This is a genomic window from Chitinophaga pinensis DSM 2588, assembly GCF_000024005.1.
Classification (GTDB): domain Bacteria; phylum Bacteroidota; class Bacteroidia; order Chitinophagales; family Chitinophagaceae; genus Chitinophaga; species Chitinophaga pinensis.
Genome location: NC_013132.1, coordinates 7,984,983 through 7,998,471, shown reverse-complemented (window position 1 = coordinate 7,998,471; position 13,489 = coordinate 7,984,983). Strand labels below are relative to the sequence as shown.

Below are 13,489 nucleotides of genomic sequence, written 5' to 3'. Positions count from 1 at the left end.
TGTTGTTTTTTATATTTTACTAAAGATTTATGCTACGTTTACCATCATATTGCTTGTAGTTATTCTGCAGCGATATGAAGAATTTTTCGTGATGTTCTTTCAGGTCGGGGAGTAAGCCGTTCAGTTCATCAAAGATGTTCCTGTAATATTTATCCAGCTGTGCGGGTATTTCGTCTTCTGCTGCCACGCGTTGATTGTTCAGCGCAAGTAGTTGTGCATAGAGCGGACCACTTTTCGCCTGCAGTTCCTGGAAGCTCATTTTCAGTTGCAGGTTATGCATCTGTTGATAGAGTGCTTCTTCTTCCGCTCTTTTCTGTTCGTGTGCATCCATGAAATGTTTGCTACGCTGTTCTGCCAGTTTACGGGCGTTCTGTTCCAGGTCGCGGGCGATCACACCAGGTTCGAAGATGTTCTGCGTATTACAGGAGGGGCAGTTGACATAAGCACTATGATAGTATACCTGTGCGATCTGCAGGTTGTCTCCGCATTGTGTACAAAGGACGGATTTACATTGCTGCATGTATTGATTCACCATGTCCAGGAAGATCGGCTCATAGTTCTTTCTTTCTACCTGTTCGGTGGCGGCGTCCATCCGGTGTTGCAGCTCGTCTTCCCAGTTATTGGCTTTTTCAGCGCAACGGTGACGCCATTCGTGTACGAGACGATAGGCATCAGAACCGGCAGACAGTATATCCGAATAACGGCTGTAAGCAGGCTCTATCTGTGTTTCCATTACTTCTCTTACTTTCTCCCGCATATTGGTGGCCTGTCCTTTAATGCCGGAAGAGAAGCGGTAATAGGCTTGTCCGAAACGGTCGTCAGTCGCCATGATAGCAGGGGCTTCAGCGATGAAACCGGCGATCAAAAGGTCGATACGGTCATTCAGTTTTGCAAGGAAATTGTCCAGTCTTGATTCAAGCGCTGCCAGTTCACTTTTAATGGTTTCGGTTTGGAGTTTGTCGTCCTGTGATTGTCCGCGGTTAAATAAACCCATAACTAAATTGTAGAATTATCAGATCCTTTAATGTAGTGTCCGTCGCTGAGCGTTGTGTTAATGAAAGTATGTCCGCAGTAGGCGCAATGTGTCAGTCCGTCCTGTTTGGCACGTCCTGCACCGCAGTTGGGGCAGGCGGCTTGATTGGTGCCTGGGTTAAAGTCTTCGGCTTTTCCACTATAAGGTTCCTGTGATACGGCGCGCTGCTTCATACGTTCTATGAACGACGGCTTTTTATTGTCATTCTCCATCCTCTTATAGTTTGGATAAGATGTCGGCTTTTTTTGCTTTATATTCTTCTGCATCGATCAGTCCGTTGTCGTGCAGCGTTTTGAGCTGTTTCAACTTAGATTCAAGATCGTCTGCGGGTTTTGCGTCTGTTTTCTGCGCATTCATGGCACTCATCATATAGGCCATGGCAGCGCCTTGCTGGGCGGCATCGTTGAGTGCTGTTCCCGTTTGACCAACAGCGTTAGCCTGATTGAATTTCAGATAAGTATCCATATCCTTCACCATGTTCATGTTGGTCATGGTGTCAAAATGTTTGGCCACTTCATCGGGCAGGTTGACACTGCTGACAACAAACGCTGTTACTTCGATGCCAAAGGCTTCAAAATAAGGCTGAATGAGTGGTTTTATCTTATTGTTCAGGTCAGTTAGATTGCCTGCAATATCGAGTACCTGGATATGCGCGTTGGCTAATGCTTCACCGAATTTAGGCGCGATAAAATCTCTCAGTTTGTTTTGCAGATCCATTACAGACAACCAGGGGAGGGTGCCGGCATATTCCCGGAAGAACTTCGCCGTATCGGCAATGCGTACATTGTAACTACCGAAGGCTCTTACACGGACCTGGCCGAACTGTGCATCCGACAACATGATCGGAGCAGGGGTACCCCATTTGAGGTTGACAAATTGTTTGGCAGAGAGATAATAGACATCTACTTTAAACGGGGCCTGAAAGCCATATTTCCATCCTTTCAGTCTGCTTAAGAGGGGAATGTTTTCTGTACTCAGTGTATGCGTACCGGCTTCGAATACGTCGGCCAGTTTACCTTCACTTAACAAAAGTGCTTTTTCGGATTCACGAACAATCAGTTTTGCGCCGTTTTTAATGTCTGCATCCCGGTGCGGAAATTTCCACATGAGCAGATTAGGGTCTTTCTCGGTCCACTCAATGATTTCAATAAATGGTAAGTTCATGGTTTTCAGTTATAACTAATAAATGCTGGGGCATTCGTTTATTAATTATGCTACAAAGATATATACATAACGGGGCGAAAGATATAACTGAAAATCGGGATTTTCTATATAAAAAATGTTAATACTGCTTTAAGTCTCTCCGGATAAAATCAACCCATTCAGTCTGAGGTATTTTGCTTAAATCTTTTTCTGGTTGCAATCCGGTGGCATCAATAGGCGCTGTATCTGTCCAGCTGGATTTCGTATCCGGTATTGCCAGGTAATAGCCTTTAAACGGAAGTGGTGTACTTTGAGGCATACCTGCATAATCCATCATGCCAAGCGTAGATGTGCCATAGCGTATTATCTTTTTGCTTTGCTTTGACACCTGAAAAAAGTACTCTGTTGAACTTCCACATAGTTCATCAAAAACCAGTGCTATCAGAACTGGATGAGGTGTAATGGAATCAAGCGGTATTGTGACGGATGGAATGGTGTAAAATGCTGTTTTCGCAAGCGGCATTTCTTTATATATCTGTTGGTACTGTTGTACAAGTGAAGGTGTATAGTATTTCTTTAGTTCATCCTGAATAGGATTTTCTACCAGAGGTTTTATTTCTGCCAATACCCGTTGTGTGTTTTTGGGAGAGAGCCGAAGATAATTATTCCCCTGACCGATCGGTTGTGTCATCAGGTAGGGTAAAAGATAAGCCCATCCTGTGTTACCTCCACCGTTATTTCTCAGATCAACGATCAGATATTTTGTATGACGGATGATGGAGTCATTATCGCTGATCAGTTTTTGAACAAGATTGTCCCTGCTGAAGGTAGGTATTTTCAGATATGCGGTTTGCTGATCCAGTTGTTTAAAATCTAAGCCGAAGTTGTAGTTCTTCCATGTGGCCAACTCTGTTTGCTCTGTTGCATTCATTTCTTTGGGATATACTTTTCCCCAGAGTTCTGCATTCCAGAGTCTTAATACACCCCCTTGTAGCTGAGCAGGATAGTCCATTGTGAGGTAGTTGTATTTTTCATAGGAATAGCCACGGGTAGTTTTGTTAATGGTACAATAGACTAAACCGACGGGAATTTTTTTGTCAAGACTCTTGATGACAATGCCTTCATAGTTTCCGCTGGGTGTTTGTCTGATGGCTATTTGCAGAGTGCTATCAGGATTGGTCCAGATGCCTTCCAGTGGTTGACGTTTTTTAAGCAATGATTTTCTGAGCTGTGCTTCGTTGAATGTGGATAAGCGCCATTGTGTACTATCGGTGGCATAGGAGAAATCAAAATGCCGGTCTTTAAACCAGGCTACGTAGTCTTTAATGATGGCAAAACATGTAACAGGATCAGTGATGCCATTGGCACGTTTATGCAGGGCGTTGACCATATTGTGATAGGCAGTAGTTTTATTGCCACTGGTTTTATCAGGAAAACCGGCATAGTTGGCGCTTGTATTACTGATAACGGTATCAAGGTTACTGAGGCAGTTACAGCTGGTATTTTGTGCTGATATATTTAATACAATGAAACAACATACAACGAATGTAGATATACACTTTTTCATAACGGGTTGTGGATTAGGTTGTGCAGGTAAGATAAGGAGATGTTTGAATAATATCAATAGCCTGTGATAATGTTGTTTGTCCTATTACAAGGACATTATCCCGGAACTACGCCGTTCATGCTTCGTTCGCCAACGAAGCATGAACGGCGTAGTTCCGGGATAATGAGCCGATAATACGAAGAGTGAGTCCTTTTTAGGTTTCCCATGCACACGCTTTTGCGTCCTGTGTACACGAAAATGCGTCCGGTGCACATTGTTCTGATTCGTCTCAGAATAGGGCGTAATTTACAATCGTAACAAAACAGCAATAGTATGTCAGCAATAGGAAAATATGTACTCAGCCTGATTCCGGGGTACTTCGGCAATTCATTTTTTTTTATATGGATGCAATTGATCCGGCGCCATTTTTATATAAAATATTTTGCTTGCGCCTTTGTCATTATCTGCAACAAGGTGGAGGTACCATTCATTGTTTTTTACAGCAGCGATGCAGATGCCTTCCATTTTTTCGCCTTTGAAGGCCGGATCAATTTCCGACAGGTTAGTGATACCGTCAAGACATATATCTCTGATGTTTAGTTTTTCATTGAAATGGGTCACCCATGCAATATAGCTATCGCCAATGGCACCGTCATCGTAGGCATTTCCGGTTGCTTCACTGGAGAGCAGGACCAATAACAGGTCTTCCTGTTCTATATAACACAATTCCGAGATGCCGGCAAATCCTGGAAGCGCAAAAGGAATGTTGATGGCTGAAATGTGGAGAGGCGCCTTTTCGGGATATTGCCAGAAATCGGGTGTCGTGATAATAAGGTGATTGATGGGATTACTTTCGTTGCCACGGTTGCTCAGAATCAGGTGTTGGCCTGCCAGGGTGGCGCCTTCAATATTAATTTCAGGTATTTGTTGCAGGCGTTGGATAAAGGAAGTGGAAGAAATATAGGTTGGCTGACTATCCGTAGTATCAAGAGGGTATAGTATGATCTGTTCTCTTTCCCTGGTGGCCGCAGATCCCAACGCAAGCAGGTTTTTCTGCCCGTCTTTACCGATTATGACAGCTGTTTCAAGATCTGCTTTTTGCGCTTTGGGGATCCGTTTTTCATTATAATGAAAGAAGGGAACAGTACGTACCTCGTGATAATTACTGTCGAGTACCAGGAGTGTACTGGCATCATCGCCGATGATATACAGCTGGTCTTTATAGTAACTGATGGCAGAGCCGGAGGGGTACTCACTCAGCAGCAGGAATTTTAATAAGGTGATAATGGTTTTCAAGATGATTATTTTCAACTAAGCTACAATGTTTCAGAGAATAATGGTAAGCCTGCCTCATCCGTATCGGCTATATTGTCCGGACTGACAAACGGGTAAAAGTGCATGGCATCGTTGTTGCGACTGATATGGTATTAACTGATGCTTACCCATTATGATTTACCGTACAAAAGCTATCAATGCTGCTGCTATTCTGATGATATTAACACTGGTTGTGCTGATCCTGGTTTATGGGAAACCCTTCTTTGTTCCTATCGCATTTGCCGGACTTTTAGCTATGTTGTTATTGCCCGTCAGTAAGTGGTTGTGTACAAAAGGTATAAATAACGCAGTGGCCATCCTGTTGTCTTTATTACTTTTTGTTGGATTCCTGGTGCTGGTGGTATTATTTGTGAGCTGGCAGGTATCAGACATTGCAGAGAATGCCTCACAGCTGGAGCAACAAATGATGGAAAAGTATCAGCAGTTAAGGGGATGGTTAAGTACTGAATACGGGATTAGTCAGGAGAAACAGGCGCAAATGCTCAAAGAACAGCAGGAATCTTCCGCTGGTAAGGCCAGTTCGGTGTTGACAGGTATTATCAGCGGATTTGGCGGTTTTCTGACTGATTTTTTGCTGGTATTGGTATACGTGTTTTTATTTACTTTTTTCAGGGGGCGTATCAAGGGATTTATCGTGCGTTTGGTGCCACATAGTGAAAAAGAAAAGGCAGTGGCTTGTATGCATAAGACGCAGGAAACAGCACAGCAATATCTGAAGGGCTTGTTGTTGATGATCATCTTCCTGTGGGTGATGTATGGCATTGGATTTACTATTGTCGGTGTAAAGAATGCTTTCTTTTTCGCCATTCTTTGTGGCCTGCTGGAGATCATTCCATTCGTAGGTAATCTTACGGGAACAGCATTAACCTTGTTGATGTCTTTGGTACAGGGTGGAGACATGACGCTGGTAACAGGCATTCTGATCACTTATGGACTGGTACAGTTTATTCAGTCTTACCTGTTAGAGCCGCTGGTAGTAGGTTCTGGTGTAGACATCAATCCGATGGCGACAATTGTCGGATTAGTAGCGGGGGAATTGTTGTGGGGCATTCCAGGCATGGTGATGGCGATTCCATTGATGGGCATGATGAAGGTGATTTTTGATCATATACCTGTGATGCAGCCGTATGCTTATTTGTTGGGGCAGGATAAGAAAGAGAGTGGCGGTTTGAAAAAATGGGGGAAGATTTTCAAAAGATCGTAAACGTTTCACGTAAGAAAGGCCCGGGATGGATAATTTTGCTGCACAATCATTCACATATGTTTACATTACAGCAATTAAAAGCGGCACACGCAAAAGTTAAAACGGGCGCAGATTTTCCCCGCTATGTACAGGAAATTAAAGGAATGGGACTGCGGCGTTATGAATACCTGGTACAGGATGGTACTACCGTTTACTACGGGGATGATAACCACCAGGTAGAGAGCATACCGATCTATGATCCCCAAGAGATCAACAGCAGTTCTTCAGCAGCAGCTTTGCGGCATACGATTGCCATTCATCAGCAAGGGCAGACGGATTTTCTCACTTTCTGTCAGCAGGCAGCGAATGCAGGTGTGGAAAAATGGGTGATCGATACGGAAAGGATGGTGTGTACATATCTGGATAAAAATGGGGCTGTGCTGATAGAAGAGCCCATTCCGCAGGGAGATTACGCCTAAAGGCCGGTATAGGTGCCAAGCCCTATTTCTGTACTCACTTTCTCCTGCAATGTATATTTTATTATATTGTAATAAAATATATACCAGATGCGCCTTTGGAAGGAAATTTACCGGGATGCGGATACTACTGCCATAAAAGAAACATTTTACAATGAAGAAGGGCAGATCATTGCAATAGCCGAAAAGATCAAGAGTGAGGAGAATGACGGAGGAACTTTACAGGTTTATGATTATTCGGAACAACATCTCCGTATCGCGAGGTACCAGCACGGGACCAGCACTTACGATGCTTTCCTTTTAAAGGGGCGGCAGTTATTGGGAACAGGCAACTGGCATAAGTTGGATGAAGCATGGCATATCCGTGAAGAAAAATATGAAAAGGGGATGCTGATATATGAGCAATCACATAGCGTCCGGCATAATATCAAAACGAGTGCGAGTTACGAGTATCGTGACGGACTTAAAGTAGCTGAGAAAAGCGTATCTGAAGAAGGGACAGTACTCAGAAGTGTGTTTACTTATCAGTATGGAGTATTGGAATCAAAAACCACATTCCGGGATGAACAGTTTGCAGAGCAGGTGATCTATCTCTATGGTGAAAGCAAGCTGTTGACAGAAGAGCAGATTGTACATAAGTATAAGGACGCACAATACCTTGCCCAGCAGCGGAAGTACTTTTACTATGATGATAAAAAGTTACTGAAGACCGAGTATTATGGACGATATGATGGTCGTATGATACTGTATAAAGTGGATGAAAATATCTGGGATGGGAATGTGGTGACAGAGCTCGGATCATTTACTTCGAATGCGGATTTTATTACCGGATATTATGATATGGAGGCATTATATGCCATGTTAAGGGAAACACACATGGAATACGAGATCGCTCATTTTGATAAGCAATACATGGACAGGCTTGGTATGGATATTCAAACAAAGACCGTGAAGACGTATGATCATATGAACAAAGAAATGGCAGTAGCGTATTGGCATGTTGAGTTCAATGAGGTATTAAGCAAAATGGTGTATCGTAATGAATACAATGAACAATCGCAACTGGAATTTGTGATCAGCTATGTGGATAATGAAGGCAGACTGGAAGAGCGTGATATCAGAAAATATTATTATTACGCATAAGGTAGGATAATTATTATAGCCTGCTGGTAGTCAACACCGGCAGGCTATTTTATTTGTGTTACTATTTGTAGAGTTTGGTGACTGGTCCGCTATTCTCGTACAGTACATGTATTACCTAATCTCCTGTTTATTATTGCGGACAGTTATCACAATGATATTTCCGCAGTATTTCCGTTTCCAGTAACTGAATGCTGGCGCCCCCATTTTCGGCGGGTTGGAAGAACTGACAGAACCGGGCCCTGTTAATGTTTGCAGCGTTTAATACGGCATTAGAGAAAGGCGCGCTTTCATAGTAAGTGCTGTCGAAGAAACAGAGATTAATGAAGTAAAAGATAATATCCTCGGAAGTGTCGAGTTGACTTACACGGGGAAGAATGATACTCATAGCAAGGTCTTTGCGTCCGTATTCGGTAAAGAATTTGGCGAGTGAATAGCGTTCCTGGTCATTGAGTGTCAGCGTTTCAAAAGCTTCATTGATATATTCAACCGCTTGATCTTTTTCATCATATTGTGAACGCCGCATATATTGGCCGGCCAGTACGATTTGATAATTGAGCAGCATACGTTTAACAAGCGATGGATGTATACCCAGTTTACCCAGTGAGTTGATGGTTATTGCCAGTTTCTCCGTACTGATATCTGGAAAATTACCGTATTTCAACGCGTTCAGTTCAAGTACACAGATATTGTAGTTCAGATAAGGATCGGCTGGTGTGTGTTTCCTGAGGTCATAGAGCGTTTCTAATGCATCTGTTTCAAAAATCTGTCCGAGATTATACCGGTACACTGCCAGGTCAGATAACAGGTCATCGTAGTCTATTGAAGTGGGTACTTTCAACATATCGATGTAATAATCGGGTAGTCTGTTTTCGGCAATACGCACGGCAATTTCTTTGACTATCCTTCGGCTGTCAGCTAATCTCTTTTCTTTCACAGATGCATTAAAGGCAGGGACAAGCGCTTCATTAGTCAGATCGCCTACACGGGTGTTGTTATCCAGCCAGACGGTAATGACGGCTTTCCGGTGTGTGGCGAGGATCGGTTCTATCTGACTTAACAGTGTTTTGTCCTGTAGTTGTTGTTTAACTGCTTTCTTGGATAGTCCTGTGAGTTGTGGCAGTTTTGGAAGCACATCACGGTTAAACTCAATCCAGTTTTCCGCGGGAATGATGGTAGCAGCGAATTTGCCGGGAGCAATGCCAGTAATAGCATTCTGTACGGCTGTAGCACGTTTTTGCATCAGCTGGCGGTTGACCTCCTCCGGACCATCTACCGAGGAATAGGCACGTAATTCAAGGTGTCGTACGCTATAATTGCCTGCACCCAATGTCTTCCGTAGCAGGAGTAAGTCCTCTGTTTGAAACGCGGCAGTCCCTTTTTTAAAAGGAACAGTAATCGTCTTTTTAACAGTATAGAGGATGCGCGCAGCCGTATCTGAGTGGTCGGTCATGTCCATTTGGAACAGGGTATCTGTATAAAAACCCATTGGTAACAGATCCAGGCTGCCGCGGTCAATATTTACCGATTGCCAGTAGGTACAGAGGTTTCCATTGTTAATGATTACAAGATTGCCTTCCAATATTTCATTCCGGAGATGAACAGGCACTTTGCCTATTTTAATTTCTACGTTTCCTCCTATAGTGTCGGCTTTTTTAAGTAATTCATCGCGATAGAGGGGTTTAATGACGAAACCATTGGTAAGATCATGCTGCGGTGGAGCTGTATTACAACTGTAACGGCTGCGGGCAATGAGGTCTACTGTCATACCCATACCTGGCTGATTGAAGAGTTTGTAAAACCAGGCAATGCTATTGGTGCTGAAAATGATATCATCTCCATCGAGCTGGATACCATAAAGCACCTCATCGGGTTTTTCTTTTAGCACAGCCTCGCAGGCGACACAGGTTTTAGTTCCGCGACCCTCTTTCAACTGGAAGGAAGATTGCGCAAATGTTTGCAAACCAAAGAAAAAGAATAAGGAGATAAGGTATAGTCTGACGGTATAGCTAAACTTGAACATAGGTATTTATCTGGTAAGTGAAGATAAATATGGAATACCTATTTGAAAATTTTTTAGCTCAAGGGGACAAAATTTAACAATATTGATGACTATAAAGCATGATTTCTCCTACAAAACTTATATTTTCATCCTCTGAATATGCCAGTATAAAACCCCTATATTCATTAAGCACATACAACAATGATCAACGAAAATAAGTTAAAGATTATAGCTTACAAGGATTTAAAAGAGATGTTGCCAGCAGGTAATAAGCTGGAAGTATTGTACGAAAAATCGAAAGACAAGGGAATATTTGATGAAAGTCTTTTTCCTGTTTACGATGGAGATATAGAGACGGAGGCCCTCAATGTGTTCGATGAAATTTTTTGGGGTGTATATTACAAATACATTGCTGAAAGAGATGATCTGCGTTTGTCTCAGCCGGTGGTATTGGGAAATGTCAGGTGTCAGGTATTAAGTTTTCGTGAAGGTCTGATTGCAGGAAATGTGGAGACAAAAAATATGTGGACGCGGTATCCTGATCATAAAGACAATCTGGCGCAGATCAGCGGTAATTTGGAGGTAGCCGAGGTGTTTTTTATCAAAGGGAAAGGAATGAAGAAAAGTACTTGTCTGTCGGTATCAGGAGATGCGTCAATTCACACCCTCATCAATGACTCAGAAGCTGAGATAAAAGCTGGTAAACTGTCAATACAAAGAGAGTTTTCGTTTCCGTTTATTTATGCAACGGAAGACAGAGGTAAACATGCGCAAAAGAAAACAGACTGGAGTAGACATACAAACGAAGAACTGAAGGCTTATTTTAATGAAGCTGTATTAGAAAAGGAATATGAAAACGAATATCCGGATATGTATTTCAAAGTAGGGACGGTGTTATCAAAAGAATATCAAAATTATCTAAGGACCAGTTAGTATCTGGAAGGTCCGGAAATAGACCTGTTTATGACAAACCAGGAAATGATTGCTTTTAAAAACAGTTTAAAGAAAGCAGGAGAGTTGCAGATCACGGAGCGTATTGCCATGACCAAAGCGGCGATTGACAATGCACAGGCAGCGGCTAATGGGGAAGAGAAAAGTTCGGCAGGTGATAAGTATGAGACAGGGAGAGCAATGGGGCACCTGGAAAAGGATATGTATTCCCGGCAACAGGCGGAGAATATAAAGGACCTGGATCAGTTGCAGAAGATACATGTGAATGTGCTGTATACGAAGGCCCAGGCAGGCGCTTTTGTGAGATGTGCGGAGCATTCGTTTTTTATTGGGACAGGACTTGGGAAGCAGGAGGTAGATGGGCAGTTAGTGTTCTTTCTTTCTCCGCAGGCGCCGTTGGCGAAGTTGTTGTTGAATAAGGGAGTGGGGGAGAAGTTTTTGTTTAATAAGAAGGAGACGGTGATATTGGAAGTGTATTAAATTAATTGCATTATGAAATTAGCATGTCTAAGGCGTAATAAAGTATTAATTGCCTTAATGATATTATCGGTATCCCCTTTGTTGGTTCAGTCGCAATCACGAAACAAAGCTTTGCAAAAGACATGGATCAGGACTTCGATTGAACATCTTTCTGCGCCGCAGGAGGAACCCAATACCTACTACGGCCGATATACTTTTACGAAAGAAAAGCTCCTTATGGGTAGTAGCGCTGCCTGGAATGGAAGTATCTACTATTGGTCGTTTAATGATCCGGTTCTGACTATCGGAAATTCCAGCTACATTGTTGAAGAGCTGACGGATACTTCGCTGGTATTTTATGAAGTGAACCGTAGCCCATACCGTTTTGTATCTGAAACGGTGTATAGTGAACGTCAGCGACCTGATACAACGGCTGGTTTTAATGGTCATACGCTTTATGTCGCCAACAGGTATCTTACACCTCGTTATAAAAAAGAGCAATCGCTTTATAACATGATATTCGGTAAGTTGTATGCTGTCTATCCGGTTAAACATGCGGCGACATTCCTGGCCAAATTCGTAGTTACAGACCGGGGCGAAATAGAACGTATTAATATTGTCAATGGGATTGCAGAAGAACATAGTAATGAGTTTATCAGGCAAATCCAAAAGACGAGCGGGGACTGGAATCCTGCAAAAATAGGTAATATGCCTGTCTACAGTGAAGTGACTTTTGAAATAGTATACCAGGATGCCTTGAATCCTAAAGTGGGAACTTTGAGTGGACAAGTAAGGTAGTATTAAAAATATACTATGAATCAATCAGAGACAATTTTCGACAAAGAGTTTGAAAGTCAGCTTATGCCCCGTCGGCGGGATCTTATGCCTAAATGGTTAACGACCTATATGTGGGCAGTGATGGTTTTCGGTTTTATTATGTTGTGCTATGCGGTCTCATTGGCAACAGCATTTGATACAAATGATACGATGGCCTATGATCCCCGGTACGCTACTGCTTTCCGTACAGGAACTAATATAGGGCAATTTATACCAGGTATACTCTGTATGCTGATGGGAGTCGTTGTGTGGCTGGAAAGAAGAAGAGCCATTCGTTTTAATCTGGGTATTGGTCTTTTGTGGTTGGCATTTATAATATTCATGGTGTTAAGTGCAGGGATAAGAGGTTTGTTTGTTGGGATCATGTTTCCTCTTTTTGTACCTTATTGGATTGGATTATTCGGGATACAGAAAAGATGGGAAAAGGAAGCGGTAAGGGGGAAGGCGAGGTTTTAGGAAAAAGACTATCAATCATAAATAAGGAAGCCAAAGTGGCTTTGTAACCTTAAAAAGGAGGAACAAATAGTCAAATAAGCAAGATAATTGAATAATGAATCAATGAATTGATGTAATCTCTATTTCTAACAATTCAGAGGAATATTTGGCTAATTTTATAATGTCACCCGCGACATTATACTGGAATTCAAACCTTTCTTTTAAGCCGAGTTTATTAACAATGCTTGCTATCTGTCCTTTGCCGTTATAGGTAATAGCATAACTGAAAGGGAAGCTGGAACAGGCAATACAGCTGGAATAGGAAAAGTTTGTTAACCGCCCGATACTATCATAAGAATAAGTATTTGACCAATTACTTTGAACGTTACTTCCGGCATGGGGATTATTGTCCGAAATTGTCTTGCCTGCATATTGTTTGTCTGTCAACTTTTTGGGCAGACGGTAAGGCAATTTAAGATGGTCACAGAAGAAATAGATATCAATTGGTTCTTCTTCAGTTGCTATCGTATCAGTTGTTTGCTGGTATAATTCACTGTATATGTAGCTATACGTTGTCTTCTTAAAAGCTTGCGGTTTTCTTGTCTGCGCGTGACAGCCAGATGTCCAGATGGTCAATATGATAATTAAGAATGTACGCATTGTATTTTTGAATATTGGCTGTTTTGGCGATACAAATATGGACTTTATAAATTCAAAAGCAAAGCCGAAGTCTACCTACGTTAATGGAAGTACGAATTTAAGCGTTTTTGTGGTTGTCAATAAATTATCTGGTTATGTGTGGTGTTGTTATGTCAGAGAATGTTAATTTTTTTATAATTAGGAATAATCGGGAGATCTGACCCGGTAGTTTACAGCGTAATACCCCCGATTTTGTTGTTAACATAGTACGTAAATGCCTGATATTATAGCAAATAAAATGGGGGTATAG

14 protein-coding genes are annotated in these 13,489 nt (G+C 42.2%); 7 read left to right on the top strand and 7 right to left on the bottom strand.

All coding sequences use genetic code 11. The annotated features are described in order from the left end of the window. Window positions 1-19: 19 nt before the first annotated feature. The 5 genes from CPIN_RS31465 to CPIN_RS31445 all read right to left on the bottom strand — a co-directional run bounded on the left by CPIN_RS31465 (window position 20) and on the right by CPIN_RS31445 (window position 5,018). Window positions 20-994 (bottom strand): hypothetical protein, encoded by a 975-nt coding sequence (locus tag CPIN_RS31465; RefSeq protein WP_012793930.1) that lies wholly within the window; start codon window positions 992-994, stop codon window positions 20-22. A gap of 2 nt (window positions 995-996) precedes the next feature. Next, window positions 997-1,245 (bottom strand): hypothetical protein, encoded by a 249-nt coding sequence (locus tag CPIN_RS31460; RefSeq protein ID WP_012793929.1) that lies wholly within the window; start codon window positions 1,243-1,245, stop codon window positions 997-999. 4 nt (window positions 1,246-1,249) lie between these two features. Next, complete coding sequence (locus CPIN_RS31455; protein ID WP_012793928.1) at window positions 1,250-2,197, bottom strand: SPFH domain-containing protein; 948 nt, start codon at window positions 2,195-2,197, stop codon at window positions 1,250-1,252. Between the two features lie 118 nt (window positions 2,198-2,315). Beyond that, window positions 2,316-3,743, bottom strand: a complete 1,428-nt coding sequence (locus tag CPIN_RS31450; protein ID WP_012793927.1) for a S41 family peptidase — start codon at window positions 3,741-3,743, stop codon at window positions 2,316-2,318. A 366-nt stretch (window positions 3,744-4,109) separates the two neighbouring features. Continuing rightward, a complete protein-coding gene (locus CPIN_RS31445; protein ID WP_012793926.1) occupies window positions 4,110-5,018 on the bottom strand; it encodes a DUF6929 family protein in 909 nt (302 codons plus the stop codon). Window positions 5,019-5,169: 151 nt separating this feature from the next. Here CPIN_RS31445 and CPIN_RS31440 point away from each other — a divergent pair, with 151 nt between their 5' ends. From CPIN_RS31440 to CPIN_RS31430, 3 genes are all read left to right on the top strand, one after another. Beyond that, the gene (locus CPIN_RS31440) at window positions 5,170-6,261 is read left to right on the top strand and encodes an AI-2E family transporter (RefSeq protein ID WP_012793925.1); all 1,092 of its coding nucleotides are present in this window, start codon (window positions 5,170-5,172) and stop codon (window positions 6,259-6,261) included. A gap of 56 nt (window positions 6,262-6,317) precedes the next feature. After that, window positions 6,318-6,719 (top strand): DUF1398 domain-containing protein, encoded by a 402-nt coding sequence (locus CPIN_RS31435; RefSeq protein ID WP_012793924.1) that lies wholly within the window; start codon window positions 6,318-6,320, stop codon window positions 6,717-6,719. An 87-nt stretch (window positions 6,720-6,806) separates the two neighbouring features. Next, window positions 6,807-7,859 carry a hypothetical protein gene (locus CPIN_RS31430; protein ID WP_012793923.1) on the top strand — a complete coding sequence of 351 codons (1,053 nt, stop codon included), beginning with the start codon at window positions 6,807-6,809 and terminating at the stop codon, window positions 7,857-7,859. 130 nt (window positions 7,860-7,989) lie between these two features. On the opposite strand, the gene CPIN_RS31425 is transcribed toward CPIN_RS31430, so the two are convergent. Next, entirely contained in the window at window positions 7,990-9,879 is a 1,890-nt protein-coding gene (locus CPIN_RS31425; protein ID WP_012793922.1) for a hypothetical protein, read from the bottom strand. A 180-nt stretch (window positions 9,880-10,059) separates the two neighbouring features. On the opposite strand from CPIN_RS31425, the gene CPIN_RS31420 reads away from it, so the two are divergent. From CPIN_RS31420 to CPIN_RS31405, 4 genes are all read left to right on the top strand, one after another. Then, entirely contained in the window at window positions 10,060-10,791 is a 732-nt protein-coding gene (locus CPIN_RS31420) for a hypothetical protein (RefSeq protein ID WP_012793921.1), read from the top strand. Window positions 10,792-10,821: 30 nt separating this feature from the next. Next, entirely contained in the window at window positions 10,822-11,289 is a 468-nt protein-coding gene (locus tag CPIN_RS31415; RefSeq protein ID WP_012793920.1) for a hypothetical protein, read from the top strand. Between the two features lie 111 nt (window positions 11,290-11,400). After that, window positions 11,401-12,066: a hypothetical protein gene (locus tag CPIN_RS31410; protein ID WP_044220155.1), complete on the top strand. Its 666-nt coding sequence runs from the start codon at window positions 11,401-11,403 to the stop codon at window positions 12,064-12,066. A 15-nt stretch (window positions 12,067-12,081) separates the two neighbouring features. Then, complete coding sequence (locus tag CPIN_RS31405) at window positions 12,082-12,561, top strand: hypothetical protein (protein WP_012793918.1); 480 nt, start codon at window positions 12,082-12,084, stop codon at window positions 12,559-12,561. Window positions 12,562-12,660: 99 nt separating this feature from the next. Here CPIN_RS31405 and CPIN_RS31400 read toward each other — a convergent pair whose 3' ends face one another. After that, on the bottom strand, window positions 12,661-13,200 hold the full coding sequence (locus CPIN_RS31400) for a hypothetical protein (RefSeq protein ID WP_012793917.1): 540 nt from the start codon (window positions 13,198-13,200) through the stop codon (window positions 12,661-12,663). Between the last annotated feature and the right edge of the window lie 289 nt (window positions 13,201-13,489).

Bases quoted from the DNA above. Each gene is read 5' to 3' on its own strand.
- CPIN_RS31465 (WP_012793930.1), bottom strand. From the start codon at position 994: ATGGGTTTATTTAACCGCGGACAATCACAGGACGACAAACTCCAAACC.
- CPIN_RS31460 (WP_012793929.1), bottom strand. From the start codon at position 1,245: ATGGAGAATGACAATAAAAAGCCGTCGTTCATAGAACGTATGAAGCAG.
- CPIN_RS31455 (WP_012793928.1), bottom strand. From the start codon at position 2,197: ATGAACTTACCATTTATTGAAATCATTGAGTGGACCGAGAAAGACCCT.
- CPIN_RS31450 (WP_012793927.1), bottom strand. From the start codon at position 3,743: ATGAAAAAGTGTATATCTACATTCGTTGTATGTTGTTTCATTGTATTA.
- CPIN_RS31440 (WP_012793925.1), top strand. From the start codon at position 5,170: ATGATTTACCGTACAAAAGCTATCAATGCTGCTGCTATTCTGATGATA.
- CPIN_RS31435 (WP_012793924.1), top strand. From the start codon at position 6,318: ATGTTTACATTACAGCAATTAAAAGCGGCACACGCAAAAGTTAAAACG.
- CPIN_RS31430 (WP_012793923.1), top strand. From the start codon at position 6,807: ATGCGCCTTTGGAAGGAAATTTACCGGGATGCGGATACTACTGCCATA.
- CPIN_RS31425 (WP_012793922.1), bottom strand. From the start codon at position 9,879: ATGTTCAAGTTTAGCTATACCGTCAGACTATACCTTATCTCCTTATTC.
- CPIN_RS31420 (WP_012793921.1), top strand. From the start codon at position 10,060: ATGATCAACGAAAATAAGTTAAAGATTATAGCTTACAAGGATTTAAAA.
- CPIN_RS31415 (WP_012793920.1), top strand. From the start codon at position 10,822: ATGACAAACCAGGAAATGATTGCTTTTAAAAACAGTTTAAAGAAAGCA.
- CPIN_RS31405 (WP_012793918.1), top strand. From the start codon at position 12,082: ATGAATCAATCAGAGACAATTTTCGACAAAGAGTTTGAAAGTCAGCTT.
- CPIN_RS31400 (WP_012793917.1), bottom strand. From the start codon at position 13,200: ATGCGTACATTCTTAATTATCATATTGACCATCTGGACATCTGGCTGT.